Source organism: Pseudoflavitalea rhizosphaerae (genome assembly GCF_003991355.1).
Lineage (GTDB): Bacteria > Bacteroidota > Bacteroidia > Chitinophagales > Chitinophagaceae > Pseudobacter > Pseudobacter rhizosphaerae.
Map to the genome: position 1 here is coordinate 205,523 of NZ_RCSU01000003.1, position 26,688 is coordinate 232,210.

General features: G+C 48.1%; 16 protein-coding genes and 1 tRNA gene. 7 read left to right on the forward strand and 10 right to left on the reverse strand.

Annotation, left to right across the window (positions count from 1 at the left end; genetic code table 11):
- Nucleotides 1–102 precede the first annotated feature (102 nt).
- From D9Y29_RS06640 to D9Y29_RS06655, 4 genes are all read left to right on the forward strand, one after another.
- The gene (locus D9Y29_RS06640; protein WP_127126270.1) at nucleotides 103–1,011 is read left to right on the forward strand and encodes an AraC family transcriptional regulator; all 909 of its coding nucleotides are present in this window, start codon (nucleotides 103–105) and stop codon (nucleotides 1,009–1,011) included.
- A 421-nt stretch (nucleotides 1,012–1,432) separates the two neighbouring features.
- Nucleotides 1,433–2,023, forward strand: coding sequence for a TetR/AcrR family transcriptional regulator (locus D9Y29_RS06645; protein WP_127126272.1), 591 nt, complete (start codon nucleotides 1,433–1,435; stop codon nucleotides 2,021–2,023).
- A 69-nt stretch (nucleotides 2,024–2,092) separates the two neighbouring features.
- Nucleotides 2,093–2,554, forward strand: a complete 462-nt coding sequence (locus D9Y29_RS06650; protein ID WP_127126274.1) for a hypothetical protein — start codon at nucleotides 2,093–2,095, stop codon at nucleotides 2,552–2,554.
- Between the two features lie 3 nt (nucleotides 2,555–2,557).
- A complete protein-coding gene (locus tag D9Y29_RS06655) occupies nucleotides 2,558–2,881 on the forward strand; it encodes a DUF3817 domain-containing protein (RefSeq protein WP_127126276.1) in 324 nt (107 codons plus the stop codon).
- A gap of 57 nt (nucleotides 2,882–2,938) precedes the next feature.
- Here the strand turns inward: D9Y29_RS06655 and D9Y29_RS06660 are convergent, their stop codons facing one another.
- The gene (locus D9Y29_RS06660) at nucleotides 2,939–4,429 is read right to left on the reverse strand and encodes a hypothetical protein (protein WP_127126278.1); all 1,491 of its coding nucleotides are present in this window, start codon (nucleotides 4,427–4,429) and stop codon (nucleotides 2,939–2,941) included.
- A 368-nt stretch (nucleotides 4,430–4,797) separates the two neighbouring features.
- On the opposite strand from D9Y29_RS06660, the gene D9Y29_RS06665 reads away from it, so the two are divergent.
- Nucleotides 4,798–5,667 carry an OmpA family protein gene (locus tag D9Y29_RS06665; protein WP_127126280.1) on the forward strand — a complete coding sequence of 290 codons (870 nt, stop codon included), beginning with the start codon at nucleotides 4,798–4,800 and terminating at the stop codon, nucleotides 5,665–5,667.
- Nucleotides 5,668–5,674: 7 nt separating this feature from the next.
- Here D9Y29_RS06665 and D9Y29_RS26495 read toward each other — a convergent pair whose 3' ends face one another.
- The 3 genes from D9Y29_RS26495 to D9Y29_RS06675 all read right to left on the reverse strand — a co-directional run bounded on the left by D9Y29_RS26495 (nucleotide 5,675) and on the right by D9Y29_RS06675 (nucleotide 11,452).
- Complete coding sequence (locus D9Y29_RS26495) at nucleotides 5,675–5,821, reverse strand: hypothetical protein (RefSeq protein ID WP_164735295.1); 147 nt, start codon at nucleotides 5,819–5,821, stop codon at nucleotides 5,675–5,677.
- A 182-nt stretch (nucleotides 5,822–6,003) separates the two neighbouring features.
- Nucleotides 6,004–10,914 carry an FG-GAP repeat protein gene (locus D9Y29_RS06670; protein WP_164735296.1) on the reverse strand — a complete coding sequence of 1,637 codons (4,911 nt, stop codon included), beginning with the start codon at nucleotides 10,912–10,914 and terminating at the stop codon, nucleotides 6,004–6,006.
- A 464-nt stretch (nucleotides 10,915–11,378) separates the two neighbouring features.
- Nucleotides 11,379–11,452: transfer RNA gene (locus D9Y29_RS06675), tRNA-Asp, on the reverse strand.
- Between the two features lie 211 nt (nucleotides 11,453–11,663).
- On the opposite strand from D9Y29_RS06675, the gene D9Y29_RS06680 reads away from it, so the two are divergent.
- Nucleotides 11,664–12,647 (forward strand): acetyl-CoA carboxylase carboxyltransferase subunit alpha, encoded by a 984-nt coding sequence (locus D9Y29_RS06680; RefSeq protein ID WP_127126284.1) that lies wholly within the window; start codon nucleotides 11,664–11,666, stop codon nucleotides 12,645–12,647.
- Nucleotides 12,648–12,881: 234 nt separating this feature from the next.
- Nucleotides 12,882–13,763 (forward strand): 4-hydroxy-tetrahydrodipicolinate synthase, encoded by an 882-nt coding sequence (dapA, locus tag D9Y29_RS06685; protein ID WP_127126286.1) that lies wholly within the window; start codon nucleotides 12,882–12,884, stop codon nucleotides 13,761–13,763.
- 38 nt (nucleotides 13,764–13,801) lie between these two features.
- On the opposite strand, the gene D9Y29_RS06690 is transcribed toward dapA, so the two are convergent.
- From D9Y29_RS06690 to rpoB, 6 genes are all read right to left on the reverse strand, one after another.
- Complete coding sequence (locus D9Y29_RS06690; RefSeq protein WP_127126288.1) at nucleotides 13,802–14,704, reverse strand: ribonuclease Z; 903 nt, start codon at nucleotides 14,702–14,704, stop codon at nucleotides 13,802–13,804.
- A gap of 126 nt (nucleotides 14,705–14,830) precedes the next feature.
- Nucleotides 14,831–15,826: a bifunctional heptose 7-phosphate kinase/heptose 1-phosphate adenyltransferase gene (locus D9Y29_RS06695; protein WP_127126290.1), complete on the reverse strand. Its 996-nt coding sequence runs from the start codon at nucleotides 15,824–15,826 to the stop codon at nucleotides 14,831–14,833.
- A 2-nt stretch (nucleotides 15,827–15,828) separates the two neighbouring features.
- A complete protein-coding gene (locus D9Y29_RS06700; protein ID WP_127126292.1) occupies nucleotides 15,829–17,238 on the reverse strand; it encodes an APC family permease in 1,410 nt (469 codons plus the stop codon).
- Nucleotides 17,239–17,296: 58 nt separating this feature from the next.
- A complete protein-coding gene (locus tag D9Y29_RS06705; RefSeq protein WP_127126294.1) occupies nucleotides 17,297–17,908 on the reverse strand; it encodes an OmpH/Skp family outer membrane protein in 612 nt (203 codons plus the stop codon).
- 161 nt (nucleotides 17,909–18,069) lie between these two features.
- Complete coding sequence (gene rpoC / locus D9Y29_RS06710) at nucleotides 18,070–22,356, reverse strand: DNA-directed RNA polymerase subunit beta' (RefSeq protein WP_127126296.1); 4,287 nt, start codon at nucleotides 22,354–22,356, stop codon at nucleotides 18,070–18,072.
- Nucleotides 22,357–22,428: 72 nt separating this feature from the next.
- A complete protein-coding gene (gene rpoB / locus D9Y29_RS06715; RefSeq protein ID WP_127126298.1) occupies nucleotides 22,429–26,232 on the reverse strand; it encodes a DNA-directed RNA polymerase subunit beta in 3,804 nt (1,267 codons plus the stop codon).
- Nucleotides 26,233–26,688: the final 456 nt, after the last annotated feature.

Here is a 26,688-nt window from a genome sequence, read left to right on the forward strand (position 1 = left end):
GGTCGACTTCAAAATTCGCATTCCTTTTTTTTCCGGGGAATAGGTTATTTTCTGAAAAAGATAGATTTTTATACGGTCGATTCAACTTACCTAATTATTATCATGTCAGTGAAAAAGATCAGAAAGAAGCAGGGATTCGAAGGTCAGAAGCTCATCGTTCTCCCCCACAAACTGGATAAAGAAATATTGAGCAAAGACCCCATCACAAAGCAGATCTACATTACGGATATCGGCTATTATCCGAGAGCCCATCAGCATTATGTAGACAGGCCCCATGGTATCGACCAGCACATCATTATCTACTGCGTGGAGGGTCAGGGATGGGTAATGGTGGATAAACAGAGGATGGACATCTCCCCGTCAAATTTCATTGTGATCCCCGCCAATACACCACATAAGTATGGTGTGAACGATGAAGACCCATGGACTATTTACTGGGTCCATTTCAAAGGCGACACCGCCGGTTTTGTGATGAACCTGATCACAGACAATTCTCAGAATTATCTTCCCTATCTCTCCTACAACGAAAGCCGTATCAAACTTTTCGAAGAGATCTGTTACACACTGGAGAACGGATATAGTATCGACAATCTCCGTTACGCGAATATGATGTTCCATTATTTTCTTTCTTCTTTACTCTACGAAGAGAAATACAACAGGGTGGCCCAGGAAGCGCCGGATGATCCTATCGCATCCACTATCGAACTGATGAAGCACCAGCTCGGCTCCAACCTTACGCTGAATGAATTCGCGAGTCATTCACATCTGTCTGTTTCTCATTTTTCCACCATCTTCAGACAGCGGACAGGATTCTCTCCCATTGAATATTTCAACCAGCTCAAGATCCAGGAAGCCTGTCAGCAACTGGCTTTCACTAAAAAGCCGATCAAACAGATCGCTTATGAACTGGCATTCTATGATCAATATTATTTTTCCCGGATCTTTTCCAGGTTCATGAGTATCTCTCCTGCACAATACAGGAAGAAGACTGCACAAAAGATCCTGGAATAGCAGGGGGGGCAGTAAAAAGCAGGGGTGTGGCCAGTCGCTCGCCTCTGGCGAGTGACTTTTATTTAGTCGCCTCCGGCGACGCGGTGTTCGCCGGAGGCGAACAATTAGAAGTCACTCGCCAGAGGCGAGCGACTGGCCACACCCTGTTCTCCCATCCACCCCCTATTTCTCCCATCCACACCCTATTTCTCCCATCCCCCCTATTTCTCCCATCCCCCCTATTTCTCCCATCCACACCCTATTTCTCCCATCCCCCCTATTTCTCCCATCTACCCCTTCTAACACAGTCTGCTTTTTCTAATAAAGGGAACACTTCATTATCATAGCAAGACAAGGCTGCCATTTCAATGGTTGCCCTTTTTCTTTTGCTGAACCGGCGGGATTCCATTCCTTTGCAATAAATACCAGTTGGTATCTTATTATGAAGAAGGCCGAAGCAACAAGACTTACCATTCTCAAAAAGGCGTTTGGCCTGATCTATGAAAAGGGTTACCAGGCAACCAGTATCGATGAGATCATCGCTACCACAAAAGTCACCAAGGGCGCTTTCTATTATCATTTCAATAGCAAGGATGAGATGGGGCTGGCCATCATCAATGAAATACTCAAACCCTCCCTCACACAGAGTTTTATCGAACCGCTGCAAAAAGATGAAAACCCGGTAACAGCAATTTATCATTTGCTACATCAACTGCTGATGGAAGATGAATTCCTGAAAGTAGAGTACGGTTGCCCTGCTTCCAATTTCACACAGGAGATGGCGCCCTGGAACCATCTCTTCAGCCAGGCGCTGGAAGAGCTGACGGATAAATGGCAGAAACTGCTGATCACAACTATGGAGAATGGAAAAAAGAAAGGATTCATCCGTAAAGATGTGAATGTCAAACAAGCTGTACTCTTCATCATGTCTGGCTATTGGGGTGTCCGCAATTTCGGTAAACTGGCCAATAGCAGGAATGCTTACAAACCCTGGTTGAAAGAACTGAAACTCTACCTCGAAAGCCTTCAATAATTTTTTTGAACAAAAACATACCGATTAGTATGTTTTTAGATTAGCTTTGCTGCCAATAATAGAATTCACATGTATGCTTTTTTGCTTACTGCACATTCGGCGGTGAGATGGGCTCTGCTGCTTTTCCTGCTTTTTTCTATCTACAGAAGCGTTGTTGGTTACCTCCGGAATAGTTTGTTCTCGAAGACCGATAACACATTCAGACATTGGGCGACCACCCTTGGTCATATTCAACTGATGATCGGCATGATCCTGTATTTCAAAAGCCCGCTGGTGAAACATTATTGGAATAATAAGTCAGGGGGAGCCGTGCCACAGGATTTCACATTCTTTTCACTTATCCATATTGCATTGATGTTTGCTGCTGTTACAGTGTTGACGGTAGGTTCAGCGATGGCCAAAAGACAGGACAGTGATCGTAAAAAGTTCCGTACAATGCTTGTGTGGTTTATCTTCGCGCTGCTTATTATATTCATTGCCATACCCTGGCCCTTTTCCCCGTTGGCAAAAAGGCCGCTAATCAGATTGTAGATTATGAAAAAGTATTTCGTCAGCTCCGCCGGGCGGCTTCGCCTCTACGCATTCCTGGAAGGCGTATCATTGCTGGTCCTCGTGTTCATTGCCATGCCTGTGAAATACCTGATGCAGGATCCCACCTGGGTACAGGTGATCGGGCCTATCCACGGTGCATTATTCCTCTTGTTCGTTTTCGGCGCCATCACTGTTGGCGTGGAGGAGAAATGGAAATTCTGGAGAACAACCTGGATCGTTCTGCTGGCCAGCTTCATTCCATTCGGCACTTTTTATATCGACTGGAAAATACTGAGGCACCTGCATCAACCTGCCACATCGAAGTAAATAAAAAACGCTTCCCCATTTAAGGAGAAGCGTTATTTCAAATCCTCTCTTCACCTGCTATTTTTTTGCAGCCGTTGCACCTGCATCAAGGATCATATTCCCCTGAATGGACCATGCAAAATCAAGCTGCACCTGGTTATTGAATAAAGCTGTATCGTTCATGCTGATATACATATCTGTGGTATAGCCGGGCGCATTGGATTGGGTGGCCATTGCATGACAGCTCATGCAATTGGTCTGGATACCAAATTGCGGCCCGGGCAATAATACGCTCGGCAACTGGAAATCTGCACGGGGTTCCGGAGCAGTTCCATGAAAGCCGGCTTCGAGATATGGATTATAGGTCAACAGCGGCACTACGCCTGCGTTAGTTCCCCCTGTGATTGGCTGATTGGGCAGCACCATCGCATAGGCTGTTTGCATGGCATAATGTGAAGCAGCGCCCTGTAATTGCGAAGGGCGCAGGGCGGCCACCACATTACTGCTGGGAGCAAAAGGCGTGGCAGGATTGGGCGCCCAGTAATAAGTCTGCCAGGTCCAGTTGCTGATCTCTTTGGTGGCAACGTGCATACATACGAGGATCGCTACTTCACCGGCTTTGGCGCGATGTTTTCCCTGTACACCTTCTGTACTGTCTGATTTGTTGATATGATTGGCCATTTGTTCATCGATGGAAAAGTGGATAAAATCATCCAGGTTCACTGTAGCATTTGCGATACTGTCGGGCGATGATGTGTTTATCTTAACCGGCACGAGTGGCTTGTTGGGTTGTTGCTTGTTGCTCATATCAACATACACATAATTATTCCATTTATCCGGACCGAAGGCTTCCAGTTTCTCCGGTTGCCCGGGCCATACAGGAATGCGGACCAGACCATCTGATGCTTCTGCAATATAATAGGAGGGTTTGATGGTAATCGCCTTTTGTGGGAAAGCTGGAATAACCCCAATACCGCCTGCCTTTGCATAAGTGTTCAATACAGATTGTTTGAGGATCTGGTTCTTGATGGCATAGCAGGCAGCATTGGGGTCATAGGAAACCGTTACCATGAATTGCGCATGTTTTGTAATGGAATCTGCCTGCACCTGCAGTAACTGTGCCCGCTCGATGGGTGATAAATGATGTCCGAACTGGTGCGGCCTTGAAAGCACGGCGCGCATGGTTTTTGCAGAGGCATCACAGGCCTTGCTGCCATTGACGATCTGTGTTTGCACCTCCGTAACTCCCAACCAGGTCTGATAAGCAAGGAGTGTATCGCCGCCATATACCTGGTCTGTTTTTGCAGTCAGGCCGGCCCAGATCCCCCAGCCATGTTTGTACACGCTGACTGAATCATATTTATTCGGCATGGAAGGATTGTTCAACCAGCTGTAAATGGTATTCGAATCTTCGGGGAAATTAAACCCGGGAACGATCACCGGCAGCTCAACGGGAACGATCATGCCTGAAGATGGATTGGCAGTTTTCGGTTTGTTATTACATACAGAAATGATCACTGTAATTAGAACGAGGCTCAGTAATACGCGATTGCGTTTTTGGATTTTCATTGGATTTGTTTTGGTTTAAATGGTGATAAGTGGAAACAAATTAGCGATTCATGAATGAATAAAATCCGCAACAAAAAAGATTGACCGATTTCAGGTATCTATTACGGTTATAGGATGCCGTAATCCGCAGGATCCAGTTCTATTTTTGGAAAAAATAAAAGTGGAAAAATTTGCACGGGAAAGCATGGTTGAAATCATACATTCTGCGTAAACATGCACTGGCACAGTAAATGCAAGAGAATAAACAACTTACGTAATGAAGCATCTTTTTTCGTATATTGTATATAGCTCCATTCTTTATATTCCCCTCCACCCCCAGCCATTACAGACAGATCAGGAAATAAACAACATTTTAAAACAAAGAATTTATGAAAAATCCAGTTTTATCATTTATTCTGCTGACGTCGATCGTAACCGCTTCAGGCTGTGTTAGCAACAAAAAATTCGATGCACTCCAGACGAGTTACAACACGCTTCAGTCGAATAATAGCGAGCTGAGCAGGCAACTACAGAACTGTCAGCAAAACCTTTCCGGTTCCACTGCAAGGGTGCAGGGCCTGGAAGAGCAGATCAGTGCATTGCGCGCCAATACGGCTTCATTGCAGGCCGCATTGAACAAATGCCTGACCTCCACCAACCAGGGTAATGTGAACATCTCAAAACTGGTTGACGAGATCAATGCAGCCAACAGTTATATCAAACACCTTGTGGAAACGAAGAACAAAAGTGATTCACTCAATATGGTGCTCACCAATAATCTCACCCGTTCACTGAGCAGGGAAGAGATGCGGGATGTGGATGTGCAGGTGCTGAAAGGCGTTGTATACATTTCCCTTTCAGATAAGATGCTGTACAAATCCGGCAGCTATGAAATTTCAGCTACAGCCGGCACAACACTCAGCAAAATTGCCAAGATCATTATGGATTACAAGGATTATGAAGTGCTGATTGAAGGTAATACAGACAATGTTCCCATCTCTCAGACCAATATCCGGAATAACTGGGACCTCAGTGCATTGCGCGGATCATCTGTTGTGCAGGCTTTGCAAACGCAGTATGGGGTTGATCCTAAAAGGCTGACTGCCGCAGGCCGCGGAGAATACAATCCTGTTGCCTCCAATGATACAGATGCAGGCAGGACCACAAACAGGAGAACACAGATCATCATCACGCCAAAACTGGACCAGTTCATGGAGCTGATCAACAAGGCACCTGATGGCAGCGATCAGAAACAATAATGATCTTCTACAATGCTTCCTTCAAACGCTTCCTGTAATCAGGAATTCCCTGCTGGCGGTATTTCAATTTCCAGCTGGTATCGGTGCTGGTTTGTTGTGCAAAGCAGATTTGCAGCAGCATGAAGCAGATCGTTAATATTATTCTTGCAGGCATGATGCATATTTAAGGATTTTATGGCAGGAGGAAAACGGTTTTTCCGCAATCGCTCCCGGAATGCTGATTTCACAGGAGGGATTTTTGCCAGTAAGTAATAATAATACAGGGCGCCAACTTGTGGTTGACGCCCTGCGCTTAATTTGAAGGATGTTGGCTTTCCTTCTTTCTATGCAACTCTCCTACTTCATGAGAACCTTCATTGTTTTAATTCTGGTATTGTTCTTATCTGTTATCATCAGCCAGTAAACGCCCGGAGTAGCCGATGCAGGCCGGGTAATGGTTTGCGTTTGTACATCCTGTTTCAGATAGATTTCCTGTGCAAACAATTCCTGTCCATGCTGATTGATGAGACGCATCCGATAGATGCCTTTTTCGAATCCTCCGAATTTCACAACAAATGAATTGTGAACCGGGTTTGGCGCCACATCGATATTAGCATTCAGGTTACCATTGAATTTGATCAGAATGATGGCTGAATATTCAAAAGAACCATCTTTATCGATCATCTTCAGGCGATAGTAATTATTGCCATTGGAAGCTGTCCAGTCGGTATAACTGTATTCGCTCAACGTTGGGTGGCCTTTCGCTGTAACATTAGCAATGGCTGTGAAGCTGGCGCCATTTGAGCTTCTCTGCAATTCATAATGCTCGAAGTTCAGTTCAGTGCTTGCTGACCAGTAGAGTTCAACAGCTTTGTGGTTGGCGGTACCCCTGAACTGGGTGAGCACAACGGGCAGTGGTCCTGAAACCTGGGGACTACCACCGAAGAACAGGTTGTTGTCTACATCCAGTACATTGATCAGGCCATCGTTGTCTGCATCAGCGCCGTCTACTCTTCCATCATTATCCTGGTCAAGGTCAAGGTTGAAATTTTCGTTTGTATCGAAAGTGCCATCATTATCGCTGTCGAGATCGAGGTAATCGGGAGTGCCATCGGCATCAGTGTCTGGTAATGCTGTTGACGGGCCATCTCCCACAACTGTTGGTGCATCATCCACGAGACCGGAGATACCATCCAGATCACTATCACAAGAGGCGTTACCGCCAGGGCAATCGATGATACCATCGATGGTTACATCAAATGCAGCGTTGCCGCCTTCTTTGGTATCGAACACACCATCGTTATCACTATCCAGGTCCATATAATCGGGAACGGTATCTGAATCTGCGATCGCCGCATTGGGATCAGGTCCGTCTGTGTTCACAGGATCGGAATTGCCGGTTCCCGAGCGACCATCGCCAAACAGTGCATCTGTAAAATCGACGATATCGGGAATGCCATCAATATCGCCATCCGTGATATTATCGATCATTCCATCGCCGTTCGCATCTGCCGGTGCGGCGTCAGGTATATTGTCTCCATCGCGGTCGATGCCTCCTTCGATCACATCATTGATACCATCATTATCACTATCCAGGTCCAGGAAGTTTGGCCTGGTGTCTCCATCCTGATCAGGGCGGAAAGCGCCTGGCAGGCCGCTGCCATTCCTGTAAGAGGAAATATTTATATCGGGATCATCGTCCGGTCTGCCATCAGAATCTGTATCCGCACTGGTGAGGACCAACGGGGTGGCAAGACTGGTGGAATAGCCGCTGGCGTTGACAGTTGGCGTTCCCGTACCTACGAGACCATTGCCATCGGGGTCAGCGCCACCTGCTTCGAGTACATCGTTGATGCCATCGTTATCGCTATCCAGGTCGCGGTAATTAGGTCGAAGATCGCTGTCGAAATCCACGAGGAAATCATTGGGTGATGGTCCATCGCTCCATGCATCGGCAATTCCATCGGCATTGGCATCAGTGGAGATGATGAGCGATTTGGAGGTACCATCTCCCGGATCAGATACGTCTTCGTCGTTATCGATATCTGCATCGTAAAGATTGATCCATCCGTCGCCTTCAGGATCGCTTAATGCAAAGGCTCCCGTGAAGTCAACTCTTCCATTGCCATCAGCATCGGCTCCGCCTGCTTCGATGAGATCGAAAATGCCATCATTATCGCTGTCTATATCGATGAAATCAGGAACACCATCCCCATCGGCATCGAATATCCTTCCTGCAACTGCGCCGGGGATGGAACCGTTTGACATTTTAGAAACGGCTGTAGCATAGGTAGCTGCTGTACCGGGGACCACATCGATGGGGGTGAGCAGGCCATCACCGTCTGCATCGCAACCACCCGCGCAATCCAGGCGTCCATCACCGTTAGCGTCAACGGCTCCTGCTTCTATCACATCTGCAATGCCATCATTATCGCTGTCGAGATCGAAATGATTGGGGATGCCATCGCCATCGGTATCATAATTGATGCCCACACCCAGCGGGTTGAGGCCGCCGGTTTGCGGGTTGTCAGGGTCCATGTAATTGGGAATACCATCAGTGTCATCATCACCTGATGGATCATTGGTTGGTGTAAAGAAGCTGTTTCCGGCAGTGCCGAATTCATAACGGTCAGGGATACCGTCATTGTCATCATCCACATCGATGTCATCGGGAATACCGTCGCCATCATGGTCTGTAGGACTAACGAGGCTTACATCGAAAGTATAGGCTTTACCAAGTCCGTTATCACCGGCGGCAAATCCCAGAACAGTACCCAGTGATCCGGGGATATTGAGCAGTGAAGCAAAATCCAGTGCACGCCCCGGTGCACCTACCAGTGCTTTCGGTTTGGCGCCACCGGTAGTTCCCCTTGTATATCCTGCTCCTGCCACACTAAAGCCCAGCATGGACGCCGCATTGATGGAAAGCAACGCATCATTCCTGGCAAAAACTGTCCAGGAAGGAATTGTAGCGTAAGTTCCGTCGGCCATGCCGAGGTAAACGTGCGCCATACCACCGGCTGCATCCACTCCTAACGCCAATACATCCACGCCGGTTGATAATGGTTCACCAACAATGATATCTCCAAAACCATCATTATTCACATCTCGCATATTATCCATTGCCAAACCATAGAGAATGCTGGGTTTGAGCGAAAGGGAAGATAATAAGGTGAGGATGGTTGTATTCCTGGGTGTTTCCAGTCTTTGATCGGAACTGACGGGATCGGGGATAGCTCCGGTCCTTCTTTTGAATACATGTATATTACCGGCTTTCAGTCCAAGGCTCAGTACGTTGGAGAGCGTTCCGCCAAGTGGAGCGCCAACAAGTAAATTACCGTTCCTTTCACCATCCGCACCGCGTGCACCTTTTATTGAATAGCCGAACAGGTTCACTGCATTGCTGAGCAGACCTGAAGAGCTTGCCTGTAATCGGGCTGCATAATCGGTAACAACACCTGTGGCAACGCCGGTCCCTGCATACACATAGGCGCTTCCGCCCAGTACCTGACCATTCAGCGCATTGGTAACGGCACTAGCAAGACTAAGACCGGAAAGTAATGCATTGACAGTTCCGCCGCCTGGTGTTCCCACTACAACATCAGGGATATTGTCTCCGGTAAAGTCGCCCGTACCATCAACGCTCCAGCCGTAGAGCAGGCCATCCACCTGCTGGTTATCCAAAAGGCCGGAGACAAGCGGCCCCGCTACAGCCCACAGCGTGGGACCTAAAATAGGAACAGCAGTAACGATGGCGCCAATTTCTGTACTCAATCCCAGTTGCCCGCCGGTGGGTGGTTTCAATGATTGAACCGTAGAAAAAGTATTGGTGGCGTCGCTAAGATAAAGGAAGGCGCCACCAAATTTTATACCGTTTACCGTGGCATTCGCACCTTCATACAATGGAATGCCTGCAAGGATCTCCGCTTTTCCATCGCCGTTCATATCATCTGCCACGCCAACAGAAAAACCGAACAACTGGTTTTTGGTGATGCCGATATTATTTGTTTGCAGCGGATTGAAAGATAATTTGATCAATGCATTGGGAGCGGTGGTAAGTGTGAGACCATCAAACACGTGCACAGCGCCAACAGTACCCTGCAAAGTACCGGTGCCTCCGCCGAAATCGACAGACACCATATCCAGTGGTGCTCCTACAACGATATCATTGTTATTATCGCCATTCACATCACCAGCTGCCACACTGAATCCGAACAGTGCGCCTACAATGGGAGTGCTGGAGCGTAATACTTTTGATGGAACGGTTGGTAAGCCACCGGCTGCGCCGAGGTAAACAAACACTGCACCAGCGCTGGCAAAGTTGGTGACGCCTATTACATCGATACAGGTTGGTGCGTTCACGGCAATATCATCAAAGCCATCACCATTTACATCGCCCAAACCAATTACGCCGAATCCGTAAGCAGCATCCACCTGCAATTGAAGACTGGTTAAAAGTCCTGGCAGTACGCCATCCGCGGAGGTGGTCCAATCCGGTGTATGGTTCAGCGGATCGATGGTTACCGGGTATTCGGCATTGGCATCGTCCACCACGATAGAGAGTGTATTCGATTGTTCATTCAGTTCCATATGGGCAGCCAGGGGTTGTTGCCTGGCATCCCATACTTTGAGATCATCATAATACAATTTGATATCGCTCTTATCACTTCGGGAGTGGAGCGCCAGTTTGCTGCCTGACAGCAGTGCAGGTTCCAGGTCACCACTGATCTGCATGGACACTCTCAATTGTCCATTACCCTTCGGACGCTTTTTAACGATGAAGTTCTGTCGAAGTCCTTTTTCATCATTCAGGTATTGCAGATCGTAAGAAGAGAATCGATAGCGTAATTCTTTGCCATCGATCTTTTTCCCCTGTGGTGCAGCGGCCATAACACCCTGGCCGGCTCTTCCGATACCGAGCACTTTGAAGGTGGAAGCCCATTGCTTATCCGAAATCTTGTAAGTCACATTGCGGATGGTAATAGCATCCTGCCGGATGTTGAAGCCAATTCGGTTGGGGGAATTGATCACTCTCACCATTTTCTGTGAGGTCTGTGTAAAACTAAGCTCTTGCTGCTTCAGATAATTCACTGCTTCCGAATACCAATCCTGAGACACACCCTTCGGCAAAGCAGGCGCCTGGCCCACTGTGCCGGGAACAGCAGGTGCAACAGCTTGCTGCAAGCCCTGCAATTGTGCGTATGACAGATTGGAAATCAGAAATGCAACCAGAAACAGGCCGTTTTTTGTAAAGGTTCGCATTCTCATATTTGGTAGGTTTGATTGTGGACAATGGATCATAACATCAATCAACAACCGAATTCAAAAAGTCATGAAGGAACTGTTTGAATGATTGCAGAATGAAGCCTTAGACAGGAAGACAGAATTGCTGTGGAAAGGGTTGATACAAGGGTTGAATCAGATATAACCAGAAAGGATTACAGAGCTAATGTTACAATGGGAATAAACGTTGATTTGAAAATGCTGTATTAAAGGTATGATAAATAAGATGCGATAAATGCCCGGACGAGGTCAATTCACAGATCTGTTTCGGGTAATATTTATGAATACTAACAGCAAGACCACTGACTGCATGCATTGCCACTATGTAAAGGCTCGACGAGATCTTTATTTCGAACCCATACATATTTGATTCTTATAAATCGCTGGACGGTCAGTTTATCGGGAGTGGTATAAAACAAAAAAGGCTCACATTACTGTGAACCTTTTTGCGGACTGGACGGGACTCGAACCCGCGACCTCCGCCGTGACAGGGCGGCATTCTAACCAACTGAACTACCAATCCTCTTACTAAGACGAACTTAGCAACCTCAGAATATATAGTGTGTCATCACTTTCAAGAACTATTCCCAAAACCTTTGTTCTCACTTTATTCTCAGACCTTTACGTCGTTTTTGGGACTGCAAATATAGGTCTTTTTCCCACTTCCCAACAAAAATTTTTAAAAAAATTTTCAACCCTTAACTTTACCGCCTCTTATTACAATTACCCGACTTATGCCGCAAGACAAAAACCGTCAGTTCCTGGAATTTGAAAAACCAATCAAAGAGCTTTTTGATGATATAGAGTCGCTCAAGCAGAAAGCCGAAAAAAGTAAGATCGACCTTACCGATCCTATCCGGAAACTCGAGGAGCGTGTGATCGAAGCCCGCAAAGCAATCACACAGAACCTGACTCCCTGGCAAAAAGTTCAACTCAGCCGCCACCCGGACCGTCCGTATACAATGAAGTACATCGATAAAATAGCCACCGAATTTGTGGAGCTCTTTGGAGACCGCAATGTAAAGGACGATAAAGCCATGGTGGGCGGATTTGCTTCAATAGACGGACAAACAGTAATGATCGTTGGTCAGCAGAAAGGGATCAATACGAAGGCCCGTCAACTGCGCAATTTCGGTATGGCCAATCCTGAAGGGTACCGCAAAGCGCTTCGCCTGATGAAACTGGCTGAAAAATTCAACAAGCCTATCATTACCCTCATCGATACTCCGGGCGCCTATCCCGGGCTGGAAGCCGAAGAGCGTGGCCAGGGTGAAGCCATTGCACGCAATATTTATGAAATGTGCCGCCTTACTGTTCCTGTGATCTGTGTGATCATCGGCGAAGGCGCTTCTGGTGGCGCACTCGGCATCGGTGTGGGCGATCGCATCCTGATGCTGGAGAATACCTGGTACACAGTGATCTCCCCGGAGTCCTGCTCCTCTATTCTCTGGCGTAGCTGGGAGTACAAAGAGAAGGCAGCGGAACAACTGAAGCTCACACCTGATTATATGCACCAGTTCGGTATCATCGATGCCATCGTTCCCGAACCAATGGGCGGCGCTCACTGGGATTACCAACAGGCAGCGGACCTGCTCAAACCCTTCCTGCTGGATGCCATCAATGAACTCAAACAACTCGATCCGCAGGAACGCATCAAGAAACGTATCGAGAAATTCAACAAGATGGGCTTCTGGGAAGAATTACCTGTTGAAGGATAATTTATTTGCGTGGTAATCATTTGTCCACTACTTTTGACACCGTTAAATGCAAAACATTCAGAAACATACAAAGCAAGTCAAGACCATCTCCATACAAGGGAAGGGTTGATCACCGTTTTGTGTGTCAGCAAAATAATAGAAGGCCTTCCCATAACAGGAAGGCCTTTTGTATTTGATGCAATGCGATAAAAACAAACACTGTTCACAACACTCAAAACCAAAAACAATTTTCAGATGTCTCTCAGGCAAACTCTTTCAGGTACAGGCGTTGCGCTGGTCACTCCTTTCCGCTCCAATATGGAAGTGAATCTGGACGCGCTCGGCCGCATCATCGACTTTGTGATCGATGGCGGCGTAGAATATGTGGTAACACTTGGCACCACCGGCGAAACGCCAACCCTGAGCAAGGAAGAAAAGATCGCTATCATTCAATACACATATGAGAAAGTAAACAACCGCGTTCCTGTAGTTGTAGGTGTGGGTGGAAATGATACCATCAATCTCGTAAAGGAACTGGAGCACCTGCCGCTTGAAAAAGCTACTGCCATTTTAAGTGCAGCACCATATTACAATAAACCTTCGCAGGAAGGCATCTTCCAGCACTATAAAATGCTGGCAGCCGCTTCTCCCAAACCCATTCTCCTGTATAATGTTCCAGGCCGTACAGGAAGGAATATGAGCGCTGATACCACTATCCGTCTCGCAAAAGAAGTTGACAATATCGCAGGCATCAAAGAAGCCAGCGGAGATATGGCGCAGTGTATGCAGATCCTGCGCGACAGACCTGAGAATTTCCTGGTTGTGAGCGGAGACGATGCGCTGGTGCTGCCACAGATCGCCTGCGGCATGGACGGTGTGATCAGCGTTGCAGCCAACGCCTTCCCCAAAGCATTCACCAATATGGTGCGTGAAAGTCTCAAAGGAAATTTCAAAGCAGCCAAATCCCTCAACGATCCGCTCATCCTGGCTTATGAGCTTATGTTCGCAGAAAACAATCCCGCCGGCGTGAAAGCATTCATGACCGAACTCGGACTGATCGAAAATCATCTGCGTCTCCCAATGACGCCACTGAGCGCCACCTTACATAATAACGTTAAGAGTTACCTGAAGAAATAAAAAAACATGCCCTGCAACTTTCCTTTGCAGGGCTTGTTTCATCCCCTGAAAGTAACACCTTCAATAGCGAGGTCCGTGGCAGGAAAAACTTCGCGGGCTTCTGCCTGGAACTGATCGAGGTTTTCGTATTTGGAGCTGAAATGTCCGATGAGCAATCTGCCTACATTGGCGCTCTTTGCGATGTTGGCAGCCTGTTCGGTGGTGGAATGGAAGCGGGCTGCAGCGCGGTCGTTGAGCTCACGGAGATAAGTGGTTTCATGATAGAGCATATCCACACCCTCGATATAAGGGACCAGCTCTTCATCATAGATGGTATCGGCGCAGTAAGCGTAAGATTTTGGTTTGGCGGCGGGATCCGTCACCATTTCATTCATTACCAGGTTACCGCTTTGGGTGGTATAGTTCTCGCCCCATTTAAGCCTGTCGTAGAATGCAGCGGGTACGCCATGACGAATGGCTTTCTCCGGATTCACCCTGCGCGGCGCTTTCACCTGTTCGAAACGGAAGCCCCAGCAGGGAATGCGGTGCTTGGTAGGAAAGCAGGTGACTTTAAATTTATCTGTCTTCACCAGCACACCTTCTTCAGTGAGCGGATGAAAATGCAATTTGTATGGAAGAATAGTGCTCGCTGCCTTGAATTGCAGGTCCAGTATAGGTTCCAGCTCTGGTGGTGCAAAGAGGTGCAGATCATTTTCGCGATGCAGTAATCCCATGCTATTGAGGAAACCCGGCAATCCGAAATAGTGATCGCCATGAAGATGTGAAATGAAGATGTAATTGATGCGGCCCCAGCGGATCCTGTAGCGGCTCAGTTGCACCTGCGTGCCTTCGCCACAATCTACCAGGAATAGCTGGTCATCCAATGTAACCAGCTGGGCCGTCGGATGACGGTCGTAGGCGGGTAATGCAGAATTATTTCCAAGGATCGTAACAGCCAGCATTCAGTACATTATTTCAAATGGTCATATATCACTTAAAGACTTTCACAGCGGTTGCTTTGCTGCACAATACCAACAAAATACCCTGTTTATAATGGGTAAGGCCCGGAAACAGGCCTGTAACCGCGACTAATTTAGTAAAATCCTGCATTCCTGCAAGAGGCGATCTCGGTTGATGGCTGCTGTGCCTACTTCTTCGCAGACCAGGCCACCGGCAATATTGGCCACTTCGGCCATCAGCTCCACGCTGCCGGTGGCGGCATAAATAAGTGAAGCCACGGCAATCACCGTGTCTCCGGCGCCTGATACATCCGCAATGTTTCTCAGGTGGGAAGGAATGATGCGGCTGCTGTTATCGTCCTGGTAAAACACTCCTTTCTCAGAAAGTGTGATGAAGGAAATATGATGTTGTAAATGTTCCCGGAGCTTTTGGTGCACTACATTGAGGGTATCCTGGTTCACTTCCTCGAAGATCACGTTGAGGCCTTCTTTCACTTCCTTGAGGTTGGGCTTGAAAATATCAACGCCATTGTAAGCGAAAAAATTCTTACGCTTGGGGTCAACCGTGGTGAGTACTTTGTATCGTTTGCAGAGCGCGATCACTTTTTCAATCACGGAACTGGTGAGTACGCCCTTGTTATAATCTTCAAAGATCATCACATCAGGTTGCTGCTCCTGCAGGAATTTCTCAACTGTATCCAGCAAGTTTTTTTCATCGGCCTCATTGAGGTCTTTGGTGATCTCTGCATCGAGACGCATCATTTGCTGGTTCCGGCTGATGATCCTGCTCTTATTGGTGGTGATGCGATGGTTGCTTTGCAGCAGGTAACTTGTATCTATCTTTTGTTGTTCGAATAGATGTTTGAGAGCGGTTCCGTCATCATCTTTACCCATTACACTGAGTATACTTACCTGTGCGTGCAGGGAAGCGAGATTGAGCGCCACATTACCTGCACCTCCGATCCTTTGTTCCTTCCTGTCGAGCGCTACAATAGGCACAGGCGCTTCCGGTGAGATGCGTTCCACATGCCCCCACCAATAGGTGTCCAGCATCACATCTCCTATCACTCCCACCTTTATATTCTGAAACTTTGCGAATAACTGCTCAAAATCTGTTACTGCCATAATTACTTGGTTATTGCCGGTTTTTTCTTAGCCAGTGCAATATAATAAATTGGGATGCCAATCAGCGTAATGATCAGCCCCGGCCAGGTATAATTTGGCTTAAAAATGATAAGCAATGTACAAAATGCCACTCCCATGAGAATGTAGAGAATGGGCATTACAGGATAACCGAAGGCTTTATAAGGACGCTCCATATCCGGGCGTTTCTTGCGGAGGATGAAGATCCCGATAATGGTGAGCATGTAAAAGAGCACCACAACAAAAGAGATCATATCCAGTAATTGCCCGTAAGAACCGCTGATACACCAGGCGCAGATCACCAGGCACTGGATCCAGAGCCCTTTTGCGGGCACCGCGTTCTTATTGAGGGTTGAAGCTTGTTTGAAGAAGAGACCATCTTTTGCCATGGTATAATATACGCGGGCTCCGGACAGGATCATTCCGTTACTGCATCCGAAGGTGCTCACCATGATCATAATGGCAATGATATAAGAACCGATGGAACCGAAAATATTCTGCGCTGCAGCTACTGCTACCCTGTCTTTACTGGCAGATGCGATCTCATCCAAAGGCAATACAGCAGTATACATCACGTTGGTGCTGACATAAATGAGGGTTACCACGAAAGTGCCGAGGAAAAGACTGAGGCCGATATTCCTTTTAGGGTTCTTGATCTCTCCGGCAATGAAGGTAACGTTGTTCCAGGCATCTGAACTGAAGATGGACCCTACCATGGCGGCAGCGATAGCGCCGAATGCGAGCGCAGTAGTATAAGCTTCCGGATTGCCCAGTTGGTGCAGGTTCCAGGCATCTGCCCAGTTGGCTTTCCAGATCTCGCCATCAGCCATGATGAAACCGAAAAGGATCAGTCCGAACAGGCTGAGCAGTTTCACGAGCGTAAGGGTGGTTTGAATGATCTTCCCTTCTTTTACACCACGCGTGTTGATATACGTTAGTAATACCGCAATACCGATAGCTAATAGCTGTGCAGGTGATATTTTGAAATTCCCTATCTGGATAGCTACCAGATCTTCACTGAGTGATGGGATGAGATAGGCTGTGAATTTTGCAAAGGCCACGCAAACGGCGGCGATAGTGGCCGTTTGGATCACGGCAAAAAAGCTCCATCCATATAAAAAGCCTAACAAGGGATTGTAGGCTTCTTTCAGATAAACGTATTGACCACCGGCTTTGGGGAACATACCGCTCAATTCGCCATAGCTGAGGGCTGCTGTGAGGGTCATGAATCCGGTAATGAGCCAGACAGCGATCAGCCATCCAGCGCTGCCCACATTGCGGGTGATATCAGCGCCAACAATAAAGATACCGGAACCGATCATGGAACCTGCCACAATCATGGTAGCATCCAGCAAGCCAAGGGTTGGCTTGAATGAGGTGGTTTGTTCAGCCATAAACAGCAGTTGAGATAAGGGTTTTAGTTTTGGTGGTTTTTACAGGAAAGAGCGGCTGTTATGGCTTGCCTTTCTTTGCTGCATATTGAGCGTTCAGTCCTTTGATGAGATCGCCGGTTACATCATACATCGTGTCTTTGTAGTACATCAGCAGACCAGGCTCATACGAAAGTATAAACGCATATCCTTTATCCTTGTTATAATCTTTCAGATAATCTTCCACTGTTTTGCGGAGCGTACCCATGTTTTCCACCTGTGTCTTCTGCATATCCTGCTCCAGGGAGGCTTTGCGCTCACCAAAATTGCGCTGCATGGTAGCGAGCTCGTTCTGGGCTTTCAGCTGATCTGCCTCAGTGATGGCCTGTCCGAGCGACTGCATCTGGTTTTGCAGTTGTTGCACACGGCGCTGGTACTGGTTATTGAGCTGGTTCAGCTCATTATTCATGGAAGCTTCTTTCTTCTTCATCTGCTCCAGTACGTCTTTGAAATATTCGTAATGATTTTGCAGTGAATCGATATCGAAATATCCGATGCGGAAACTGTTATTTGCAGTTTTTTCAGCTTCCACAGATACCTTCTTCAGTTCCTTATTACCGTTGAAATGGAGATAGAACAAAACGCCGGTCAATACGAGGGCCAGAACACTTAAGATTGTAGAGATATTCCTCATTCAAAGCTTTTTTGCAAGATATGCTCTTGAGATAAAAGAAAATTGTTAAAAGTTTTAACACTAAACGATCGTAATATAATAAAACAAAAAGAGTAGAAAGCATTGAGCTTCCTACTCTTTGGTTATATGTACCATCAGGCATTCATCATGCGGTCAGGTAATTATTCTTCGTCATCAAAGCTCATGGCTTCGCGGGTGGTCTGGAGCAGTTCATATTCTTCCTTGCTGCCTACAACCATGTTGTCGAAGTCACGGAGACCAGTACCTGCAGGGATCGGGTGACCAGTGATCACGTTTTCTTTCAGGCCGAGCATGTCATCAGATTTACCCTGAATAGCGGCTGAAGACAGTACTTTGGTGGTTTCCTGGAACGATGCAGCTGAGATCCAGCTTTGTGTTCCGAGTGATGCTTTGGTGATACCGAGCAGAACAGGGTGGGAAGTGGCAGGGTTTGCATCCCTGTATTCCACCGCTTTCTTATCGTTCCTGCGGAGGATGGAGTTTTCCTCGCGGATCTCACGCAGGCTTGCGATCTGACCGGCTTTCAGCTTGGTGCTTTCACCTGCATCTGAAATCACTTTCTTGTCGAAGATCCAGTCGTTCTCTTCGATGAAGTCGAAGCGGTCTTCCAGGTCTTCTTCGAGGAAGCGGGTATCACCCGGATCAACGATCTCAACCTTCTTCATCATCTGACGAACGATCACTTCAATATGTTTGTCGTTGATCTTCACACCTTGTAAACGGTAAACCTCCTGGATCTCATTCACAACGTACTCCTGTACAGCGAAAGGTCCTTTGATAGAGAGGATATCACCAGGCGCGATCTGACCGTCTGACAGGGCAGCACCGGCTTTTATGAAGTCTCCGTCCTGAACCAGGATCTGACGTGTGAGCGGAACGAGGTATTTTTTAACAACACCATCTTTCGCTTCGATCACGATCTCACGGTTACCACGTTTGATCACGCCGAATGAAACCACACCGTCGATCTCGCAGACAACCGCAGGGTTACCCGGGTTACGTGCTTCGAAGAGCTCGGTTACACGTGGCAGACCACCGGTGATGTCACGCTGCATACGCAGTGTTCTCGGGATCTTCACCAGTACCTGGCCGGCGCGTACTTCTTCCGCTTCGTCCACAATGATATGTGAACCTACCGGTAAGTTGTACAACTTCACGTCCTTGCCTTCTACTACGAGGGTCGGGATCTTGTTCTTATCTTTTGTTTCGATAACCACTTTCTCACGGTGACCGGTTTGTTCATCGGCCTCTTCGCGGTAAGTGATACCATCGATAACGTTATCGAATTTGATACGACCAGGGATCTCAGCAACTACTACGTTGTTGAACGGATCCCATGTGCAGATCGGATCTCCTTTCTTGATCTGTTGTCCGTCTTTCACCAGCAGAGTTGCACCGTAAGGTACGTTGTTGGTGATGAGGAGGCGGTCGTTCTTCACGTCCATGATACGGATCTCACCGGTACGGCCGATTACGATCTGGATCTTTTCGCCTTCCATGTTTTCGGTTGTTACTGTACGTAAGCCATCGAACTGTACAGTACCGTCGAATTTGGCGGGGAGTGAAGACTCGATTGAAGCGGACCCCGCAACACCACCCACGTGGAAGGTACGGAGAGTAAGCTGTGTACCAGGCTCACCGATCGACTGCGCAGCGATGATACCAACCGCGTCACCTTTCTGTGCAATGTTTCCGGTTGCAAGGTTCTTACCGTAACATTTCACGCACACACCCCTTCTGCTTTCGCAGGTGAGTACAGAGCGGATCTCTACGGTTTCGATACCAGCTTCTTCGATCTCTTTACCAATGAGCTCGGTGATCTGTGAGCCGCCGGCTACGATCAGTTTCTCAGTGGCAGGGTTGTATACATCGTGGAGCGAAGTACGTCCGATGATACGATCGTACAGTGGCTCTACTACTTCTTCATTGTCTTTCAGTGCACTGGTAGCAATACCACGCAGTGTTCCGCAATCCTCTTCGGTGATCACCACATCCTGCGCAACGTCTACGAGACGACGTGTGAGGTAACCGGCATCGGCCGTTTTAAGGGCGGTATCCGCCAGACCTTTACGCGCACCGTGGGTAGAGATGAAGTAGTCCAATACGTTCAGACCGCCCTTGAAGTTGGAAAGGATCGGGTTTTCGATGATCTCACTTCCGGATGAACCTGATTTTCTTGGCTTCGCCATCAGACCCCTGATACCGCAAAGCTGTTTGATCTGTTGTTTGGAACCACGCGCACCGGAATCGAGCATCATGTAAACTGAGTTGAAACCTTGTTTGTCGGTTGCCAGTTCACGGATGAGCGTTTCAGTGATGCGGGTATCCACGCGAGACCAGATGTCTACGATCTGGTTGTAACGTTCGTTATTGGTGATCAGACCGAGGTTATAGTTGTCCCATACTTCGTCCACCTCACCTTTCGCGTTATCCAGCACTTCTTCTTTGATACTCGGAATGATCAGGTCATTGATAGAGAATGACAGACCACCCTGGAAGGCAGTACGGAAACCGAGCTGCTTGATATCATCCAGGAACTTCGCTGTTTTTGGAACGTTGGTGATGGTGATGATGTCACCGATGATCTCACGGAGAGATTTCTTGGTGAGCAGGGCATTGATATAACCAACCTCTTTAGGCACGAACTGGTTGAACAGTACGCGGCCTACAGTGGTTTCGATCAGTTTCTTTTTCAGAGAACCATCTTCAGTACGCACATCGGCTTTCACCTTGATGTACGCGTGCAGTTCAACAGAGCCTTCGTTGTGAGCGATGATCACTTCTTCAGCGCTGTAGAATGCTTTTCCTTCGCCGCGGATCTTTTCGGTATCGGTTGAGCGCTTACCTTTTGTGATATAGTACAGACCGAGTACCATGTCCTGTGAAGGCAGGGTCATCGGAGCACCGTTCTGCGGGTTGAGGATGTTGTGTGAAGACAGCATCAGGAGTTGGGCTTCCAGTACAGCGGCATTGCTCAAAGGAACGTGAACCGCCATCTGGTCACCATCGAAGTCGGCGTTGAACGCAGAACACACGAGCGGGTGCAGCTGGATCGCTTTACCTTCGATCAGTTTGGGCTGGAAGGCCTGGATAGACAACCTGTGCAGCGTTGGGGCACGGTTGAGCATCACTGGGTGACCTTTCAGGATGTTCTCGAGGATATCCCAAACAACAGCTTCCTTGCGGTCTACCAGTTTACGGGCAGACTTCACTGTTTTTACGATACCTCTTTCAATCAGCTTGCGGATGATGAATGGTTTGAACAATTCAGCAGCCATATCTTTCGGCAGACCGCATTCGTGGAGTTTCAGCTCAGGGCCTACCACGATAACGGAACGACCGGAATAGTCAACACGTTTACCAAGCAGGTTCTGACGGAAACGACCTTGTTTACCTTTCAGTACATCGGAGAGAGATTTCAATGCGCGACCACCTTCAGCTTTCACCGCATTTGATTTACGGCTATTGTCGAACAGTGAGTCAACGGCTTCCTGCAGCATACGTTTTTCGTTACGCAGGATCACCTCAGGCGCCTTGATCTCCAACAGTCTTTTCAGACGGTTGTTACGGATGATCACACGACGGTAGAGATCGTTCAGGTCAGAAGATGCGAAACGGCCGCCATCCAGGGGAACCAGCGGACGAAGTTCCGGCGGGATCACAGGGATGTACTGCATTACCATCCACTCAGGGCGGTTGGTGATGCGGCCATTGGCTTCACGGAAAGCTTCCACTACGCTCAGACGCTTGAGGGCATCTGCTTTACGTTGCTGGGAAGTTTCAGTAGCAGCAGCATTGCGGAGATCGAATGAGAGAGAATCCAGTTCGATACGACCGAGCAGATCGTGAACGGCTTCCGCACCCATCTTGGCAATGAACTTCTGCGGATCATCATCAGGCAGATACTGGTTCTCTTTGGGGAGTGTTTCCAGGATCTCCAGGTATTCTTCTTCAGTGAGCAGGTCACCAGTTTTGAGTCCGTCGCGGACACCACCCTGAATCACTACAAACCTTTCATAATAAACGATGGTCTCCAGTTTCTTGGAGCTTACGCCCAGCAGATAACCGATCTTGTTGGGAAGGCTCTTGAAATACCAGATATGAACAACAGGTACTACGAGCTTGATATGGCCCATGCGCTCGCGGCGAACCTTCTTCTCAGTTACTTCCACACCGCAACGGTCGCACACAATGCCTTTATAACGGATACGCTTATACTTACCGCAGGCGCACTCATAATCCTTTACAGGTCCGAAGATGCGTTCGCAGAACAAACCATCACGTTCAGGTTTGTAAGTACGGTAGTTGATGGTCTCAGGCTTCAGTACTTCGCCATAGCTGCGCTCCAGGATGGAGTCAGGGGAAGCGAGACCGATGGTGATCTTAGAAAACGTGGCTTTGGGACGATTATCTTTTTTGATAGCCATATTATAGTTTTCAGTTTCTTTTTAAAAATTACAAATTCAACGCACACGGGTGTTATCGGGCAACCATCACTGTTAATCGAACTTCAGGTCGAGACCCAGACCTCTCAACTCGTGTACCAACACGTTGAAGGATTCAGGGATACCAGCCCTCGGGATATTATCACCTTTCACGATCGCTTCATAAGTTTTCGCACGGCCGATGATATCGTCAGACTTGATGGTTAACAGTTCCTGGAGGATATTGGATGCACCGTATGCTTCGAGTGCCCAAACTTCCATCTCACCGAAACGCTGACCACCGAACTGGGCTTTACCACCGAGCGGTTGTTGCGTGATGAGAGAGTATGGTCCGATGCTACGTGCGTGCATCTTATCGTCCACCATGTGGTGCAGTTTGATCATGTAGATCACACCCACGGTTGCTTTCTGGTGGAAGCGCTCGCCGGTTTCACCATCGTGCAGGTAGGTATGGCCGAAAGTTGGCAGACCAGCCTTATCGATGTTCTGTGCGATCTCATCTACAGTAGCACCGTCGAAGATCGGAGTGGCGAATTTCACACCCAGTTTCAGACCTGCCCAACCGAGTACAGTCTCATAGATCTGTCCAAGGTTCATACGGGAAGGTACACCCAACGGGTTGAGAACGATGTCTACCGGTGTACCATCAGCGAGGAACGGCATGTCTTCTGCACGCACGATCTTGGCTACGATACCTTTGTTACCGTGACGGCCCGCCATCTTATCACCCACTTTCAGCTTACGCTTAACAGCGAGGTATACTTTCGCGAGTTTCAATACGCCTGCAGGTAACTCGTCACCGATAGAGATGTTGAATTTCTCTCTCTTGTAACGTCCGAGCTCTTCGTTGAACTTGATATTATAGTTGTGAAGCAGGATGTTGATCTGATCATCGATGGAATTATCACCAGTCCAACCCAGCGGATTCACGTTCTGGTAGTCGATACCACCGAGGTTCTTGGGATTGAATTTGGCGCCCTTTCCGATCAGCACCTCACCGAAGTTGTTGTTCACACCCATGCTGGCCTTGTCTTTCAACAGGGATTGCAGTTTGTTCATCAACAGTTCCTTCAGTTCTTCCACATTCTTTTCGTGGATCTTTTCCAGTTTTTCCAGGGAAGCTTTCTCGCGGATCTTCGCGTTCTTGTCTTTCTTGGCGCGCTGGAACAGTTTCTTACCGATCACCACACCTTCCACACCATTGGGTGCTTTCAGAGAAGCGTCTTTTGCATCACCGGCTTTGTCACCGAAGATGGCGCGGAGCAGTTTCTCTTCAGGAGTAGGATCGCTCTCTCCTTTCGGAGTGATCTTACCGATGAGGATATCTCCTTCTTTGATGGCAGCACCCAGGCGGATGATACCGTTTTCGTCGAGGTCTTTGGTAGCCTCTTCAGAAACGTTGGGGATATCTGGTGTCAGTTCTTCTTCACCGAGTTTTGTATCGCGGACTTCCAGTTCGTATTCAGAGATGTGGATAGAAGTGAAGAGGTCTTCACGGGCCACGCGCTCATTGATTACGATGGCATCCTCGAAGTTGTAACCTTTCCATGGCATGAAGGCCACCTGCAGGTTACGTCCGAGCGCCAGTTCACCGGCCTGAACCGCGTAACCTTCTGTGAGGAAGTCGCCTTTTTTCATGCGCTGTCCTTTCTTAACGGAAGGTTTGTGGTTGATGCAGGTTTCCTGGTTGGTTTTGATGAACTTGGTGAGTTTGTATATCCTGAGATCATCTTCGAAGCTTACCAGGCGGTCAGCTTCTGTACGATCGTAACGGATGTGTATTTCGCTTCCGTCTACATATTCCACCACACCATCACCTTCTGCAAGGATCTGAACACGCGCATCGCGGGCAGCTTTTCCTTCCAGGCCTGTACCCACGATGGGGTTTTCAGGGCGGATCAGGGGAACAGCCTGACGTTGCATGTTTGATCCCATCAGGGCACGGTTGGCGTCATCGTGCTCAAGGAACGGAATGAGAGAAGCTGAGAGACCCACAATCTGGTTGGGGGCCACGTCCATGAACTCTACTTCCTCTTTATCGAGGATCGGGAAGTCGCCAGTTTGACGGGAAGCTACTTTATCTTCAGCGAAGATGCCTTTATCGTCCAATGGCGCAGAAGCCTGGGCAATTTTGGCGATATCTTCTTCTTCAGCAGAAAGGAAAGTGAGTTTCTTCAGGTCTACTTTACCGTTATCCACTTTATGGTAAGGTGTTTCGATGAAGCCCATCTCATTGATCTTCGCATGTACGCAAAGGGTAGAGATCAGACCGATATTCGGACCTTCCGGAGTTTCGATGGTACAGAGACGGCCGTAGTGGCTGTAGTGTACGTCACGAACCTCAAAGCCGGCGCGCTCACGGCTCAGACCACCTGGTCCGAGTGCGGAGATACGACGTTTGTGGGTGATCTCGGAAAGCGGGTTGGTCTGGTCCAGGAACTGGGAGAGCTGTGATGTTCCGAAGAAGGAGTTGATCACAGAGCTCAGGGTCCTTGCATTGATCAGGTCAACCGGAGTGAACACCTCATTGTCGCGCACGTTCATACGTTCGCGGATGGTACGGGCCATACGTGCCAGACCAACACCGAACTGGGCGTAGAGTTGCTCCCCTACTGTACGAACACGGCGGTTAGACAAGTGATCGATATCATCGATCTCGGCCTTACCATTGGTGAGGCGAACGAGGTACTTGATGATCTCGATGATATCTTCCTTGGTCAGCGTCTTTTGGTCAAGCGGCTGGCTCAGGTTCAACTTACGGTTGATCTTATAGCGGCCTACTTCACCGAGGTCATAACGTTTGTCAGAGAAGAAGAGTTTGTCGATGATACCACGGGCAGTTTCGTCGTCCGGTGCATCAGCGCCGCGCAGTTGGCGGTAGATATGTTGAACAGCTTCCAATTCTGAGTTGGAAGTGTCTTTGTTCAGGGTATTGTAGATGATAGCGTAGTCGCCGCCCACATCTTCTTTCTGAACGAATACGGATTTCACATCCATATCGGCGATCATGTCGATGGCTTCATCGTCGAGAACGGTATCGCGCTCGAGTACCACTTCATTACGCTCGATGGACACTACTTCACCGGTATCTTCGTCCACGAAGTCTTCCACCCATGTTCTCAGTACGCGGGCAGCGAGGCGCCTTCCAACATACTTGCCCAGGGACTTTCTGTCGCCCTTCACTTCATCAGCCATGCCGAAGAGCTCGAGGATGTCCTTATCGGTTTCAAAACCGATAGAACGCAACAGGGTAGTTACGGGGAATTTCTTTTTACGGTCGATGTACGCATACATCACGTTGTTGATATCGGTGGCAAACTCCATCCATGCTCCTTTGAAAGGGATCACGCGGGCAGAGTAGATCTTGGTGCCGTTGGGGTGGATGGACTGCCCGAAGAATACACCAGGTGAACGGTGCAACTGGGAAACCACCACACGCTCAGCTCCGTTGATCACGAATGTACCGCGGGGCGTCATGTAGGGAATGTTGCCAAGGAATACGTCTTGCACGATGGTTTGGAAATCCACGTGCTCTTCATCATTACAGCTCAAACGCAGCTTCGCCTTGAGGGGAACGGCGTAGGTCAATCCGCGCTCCATACACTCTTCGATGGTGTAACGGGGCGGGTCAATGAAATAATCCAGGAACTCCAGCACGAAGATGTTGCGGGTGTCTGTGATAGGAAAGTTTTCCTTGAACACCTTGAACAGACCTTCGATATTACGCTTGTCCGGAGTGGTCTCTAACTGGAAAAATTCTTTGAAAGATTGAATCTGTACTTCGAGGAGGTCAGGAGCTTCAGCTAAGTTTTTGATCTTACCGAAGTTGATCCTGCTTTGCAATTTTGTTGAAGACATATTGATTAAAACCGGTTTTTAGTTGTTCGAACGCAAAAATCGTCTATAGACAAAAAAATTACAGGAGAACTTACAGGTTCTCAGTGCACTGAAAATGAGGCAGTTATGTGAAAATGGCCATGTAATTCAACGTACCTCTACTAATTAGTTTATGAAAATGGACGGCAAAGGTATGAAATATACGTTCAAAAAACAAGAAAATTGTTTCTAGCAAAATTCAGACCGAATTTAAGGGAAAATGAGCAGATTTCCAGCGCTGCCATCACCTGCAAAAAGAGGAAAAATTGAGGGTGCCCGTACCGGTCCTCCGGCTGTCTGACGGGTGTGACACAAAAATAAGGTATTGCACCCCCGGTTCACTAAAAAGTATTGACGAATACGGTTGAAAAGTTAGTGAAATAAGGCATTTAGGATGTGAAACAGGGGGCCGCCAGCCGCTCGCCTCCGGCGAGTGGC

Excerpts from the sequence above, each read along its gene's own strand:
- D9Y29_RS06695 (WP_127126290.1), bottom strand. The coding sequence starts at position 15,826 with ATGGCAGTAACAGATTTTGAGCAGTTATTCGCAAAGTTTCAGAATATA.
- rpoB (WP_127126298.1), bottom strand. The coding sequence starts at position 26,232 with ATGTCTTCAACAAAATTGCAAAGCAGGATCAACTTCGGTAAGATCAAA.
- D9Y29_RS06660 (WP_127126278.1), bottom strand. The coding sequence starts at position 4,429 with ATGAAAATCCAAAAACGCAATCGCGTATTACTGAGCCTCGTTCTAATT.
- D9Y29_RS06665 (WP_127126280.1), top strand. The coding sequence starts at position 4,798 with ATGAAAAATCCAGTTTTATCATTTATTCTGCTGACGTCGATCGTAACC.
- dapA (WP_127126286.1), top strand. The coding sequence starts at position 12,882 with ATGTCTCTCAGGCAAACTCTTTCAGGTACAGGCGTTGCGCTGGTCACT.
- D9Y29_RS06645 (WP_127126272.1), top strand. The coding sequence starts at position 1,433 with ATGAAGAAGGCCGAAGCAACAAGACTTACCATTCTCAAAAAGGCGTTT.
- D9Y29_RS06690 (WP_127126288.1), bottom strand. The coding sequence starts at position 14,704 with ATGCTGGCTGTTACGATCCTTGGAAATAATTCTGCATTACCCGCCTAC.
- D9Y29_RS06655 (WP_127126276.1), top strand. The coding sequence starts at position 2,558 with ATGAAAAAGTATTTCGTCAGCTCCGCCGGGCGGCTTCGCCTCTACGCA.
- D9Y29_RS06680 (WP_127126284.1), top strand. The coding sequence starts at position 11,664 with ATGCCGCAAGACAAAAACCGTCAGTTCCTGGAATTTGAAAAACCAATC.
- D9Y29_RS06640 (WP_127126270.1), top strand. The coding sequence starts at position 103 with ATGTCAGTGAAAAAGATCAGAAAGAAGCAGGGATTCGAAGGTCAGAAG.
- D9Y29_RS26495 (WP_164735295.1), bottom strand. The coding sequence starts at position 5,821 with ATGCCTGCAAGAATAATATTAACGATCTGCTTCATGCTGCTGCAAATC.
- D9Y29_RS06650 (WP_127126274.1), top strand. The coding sequence starts at position 2,093 with ATGTATGCTTTTTTGCTTACTGCACATTCGGCGGTGAGATGGGCTCTG.
- D9Y29_RS06700 (WP_127126292.1), bottom strand. The coding sequence starts at position 17,238 with ATGGCTGAACAAACCACCTCATTCAAGCCAACCCTTGGCTTGCTGGAT.
- D9Y29_RS06705 (WP_127126294.1), bottom strand. The coding sequence starts at position 17,908 with ATGAGGAATATCTCTACAATCTTAAGTGTTCTGGCCCTCGTATTGACC.
- D9Y29_RS06670 (WP_164735296.1), bottom strand. The coding sequence starts at position 10,914 with ATGAGAATGCGAACCTTTACAAAAAACGGCCTGTTTCTGGTTGCATTT.
- rpoC (WP_127126296.1), bottom strand. The coding sequence starts at position 22,356 with ATGGCTATCAAAAAAGATAATCGTCCCAAAGCCACGTTTTCTAAGATC.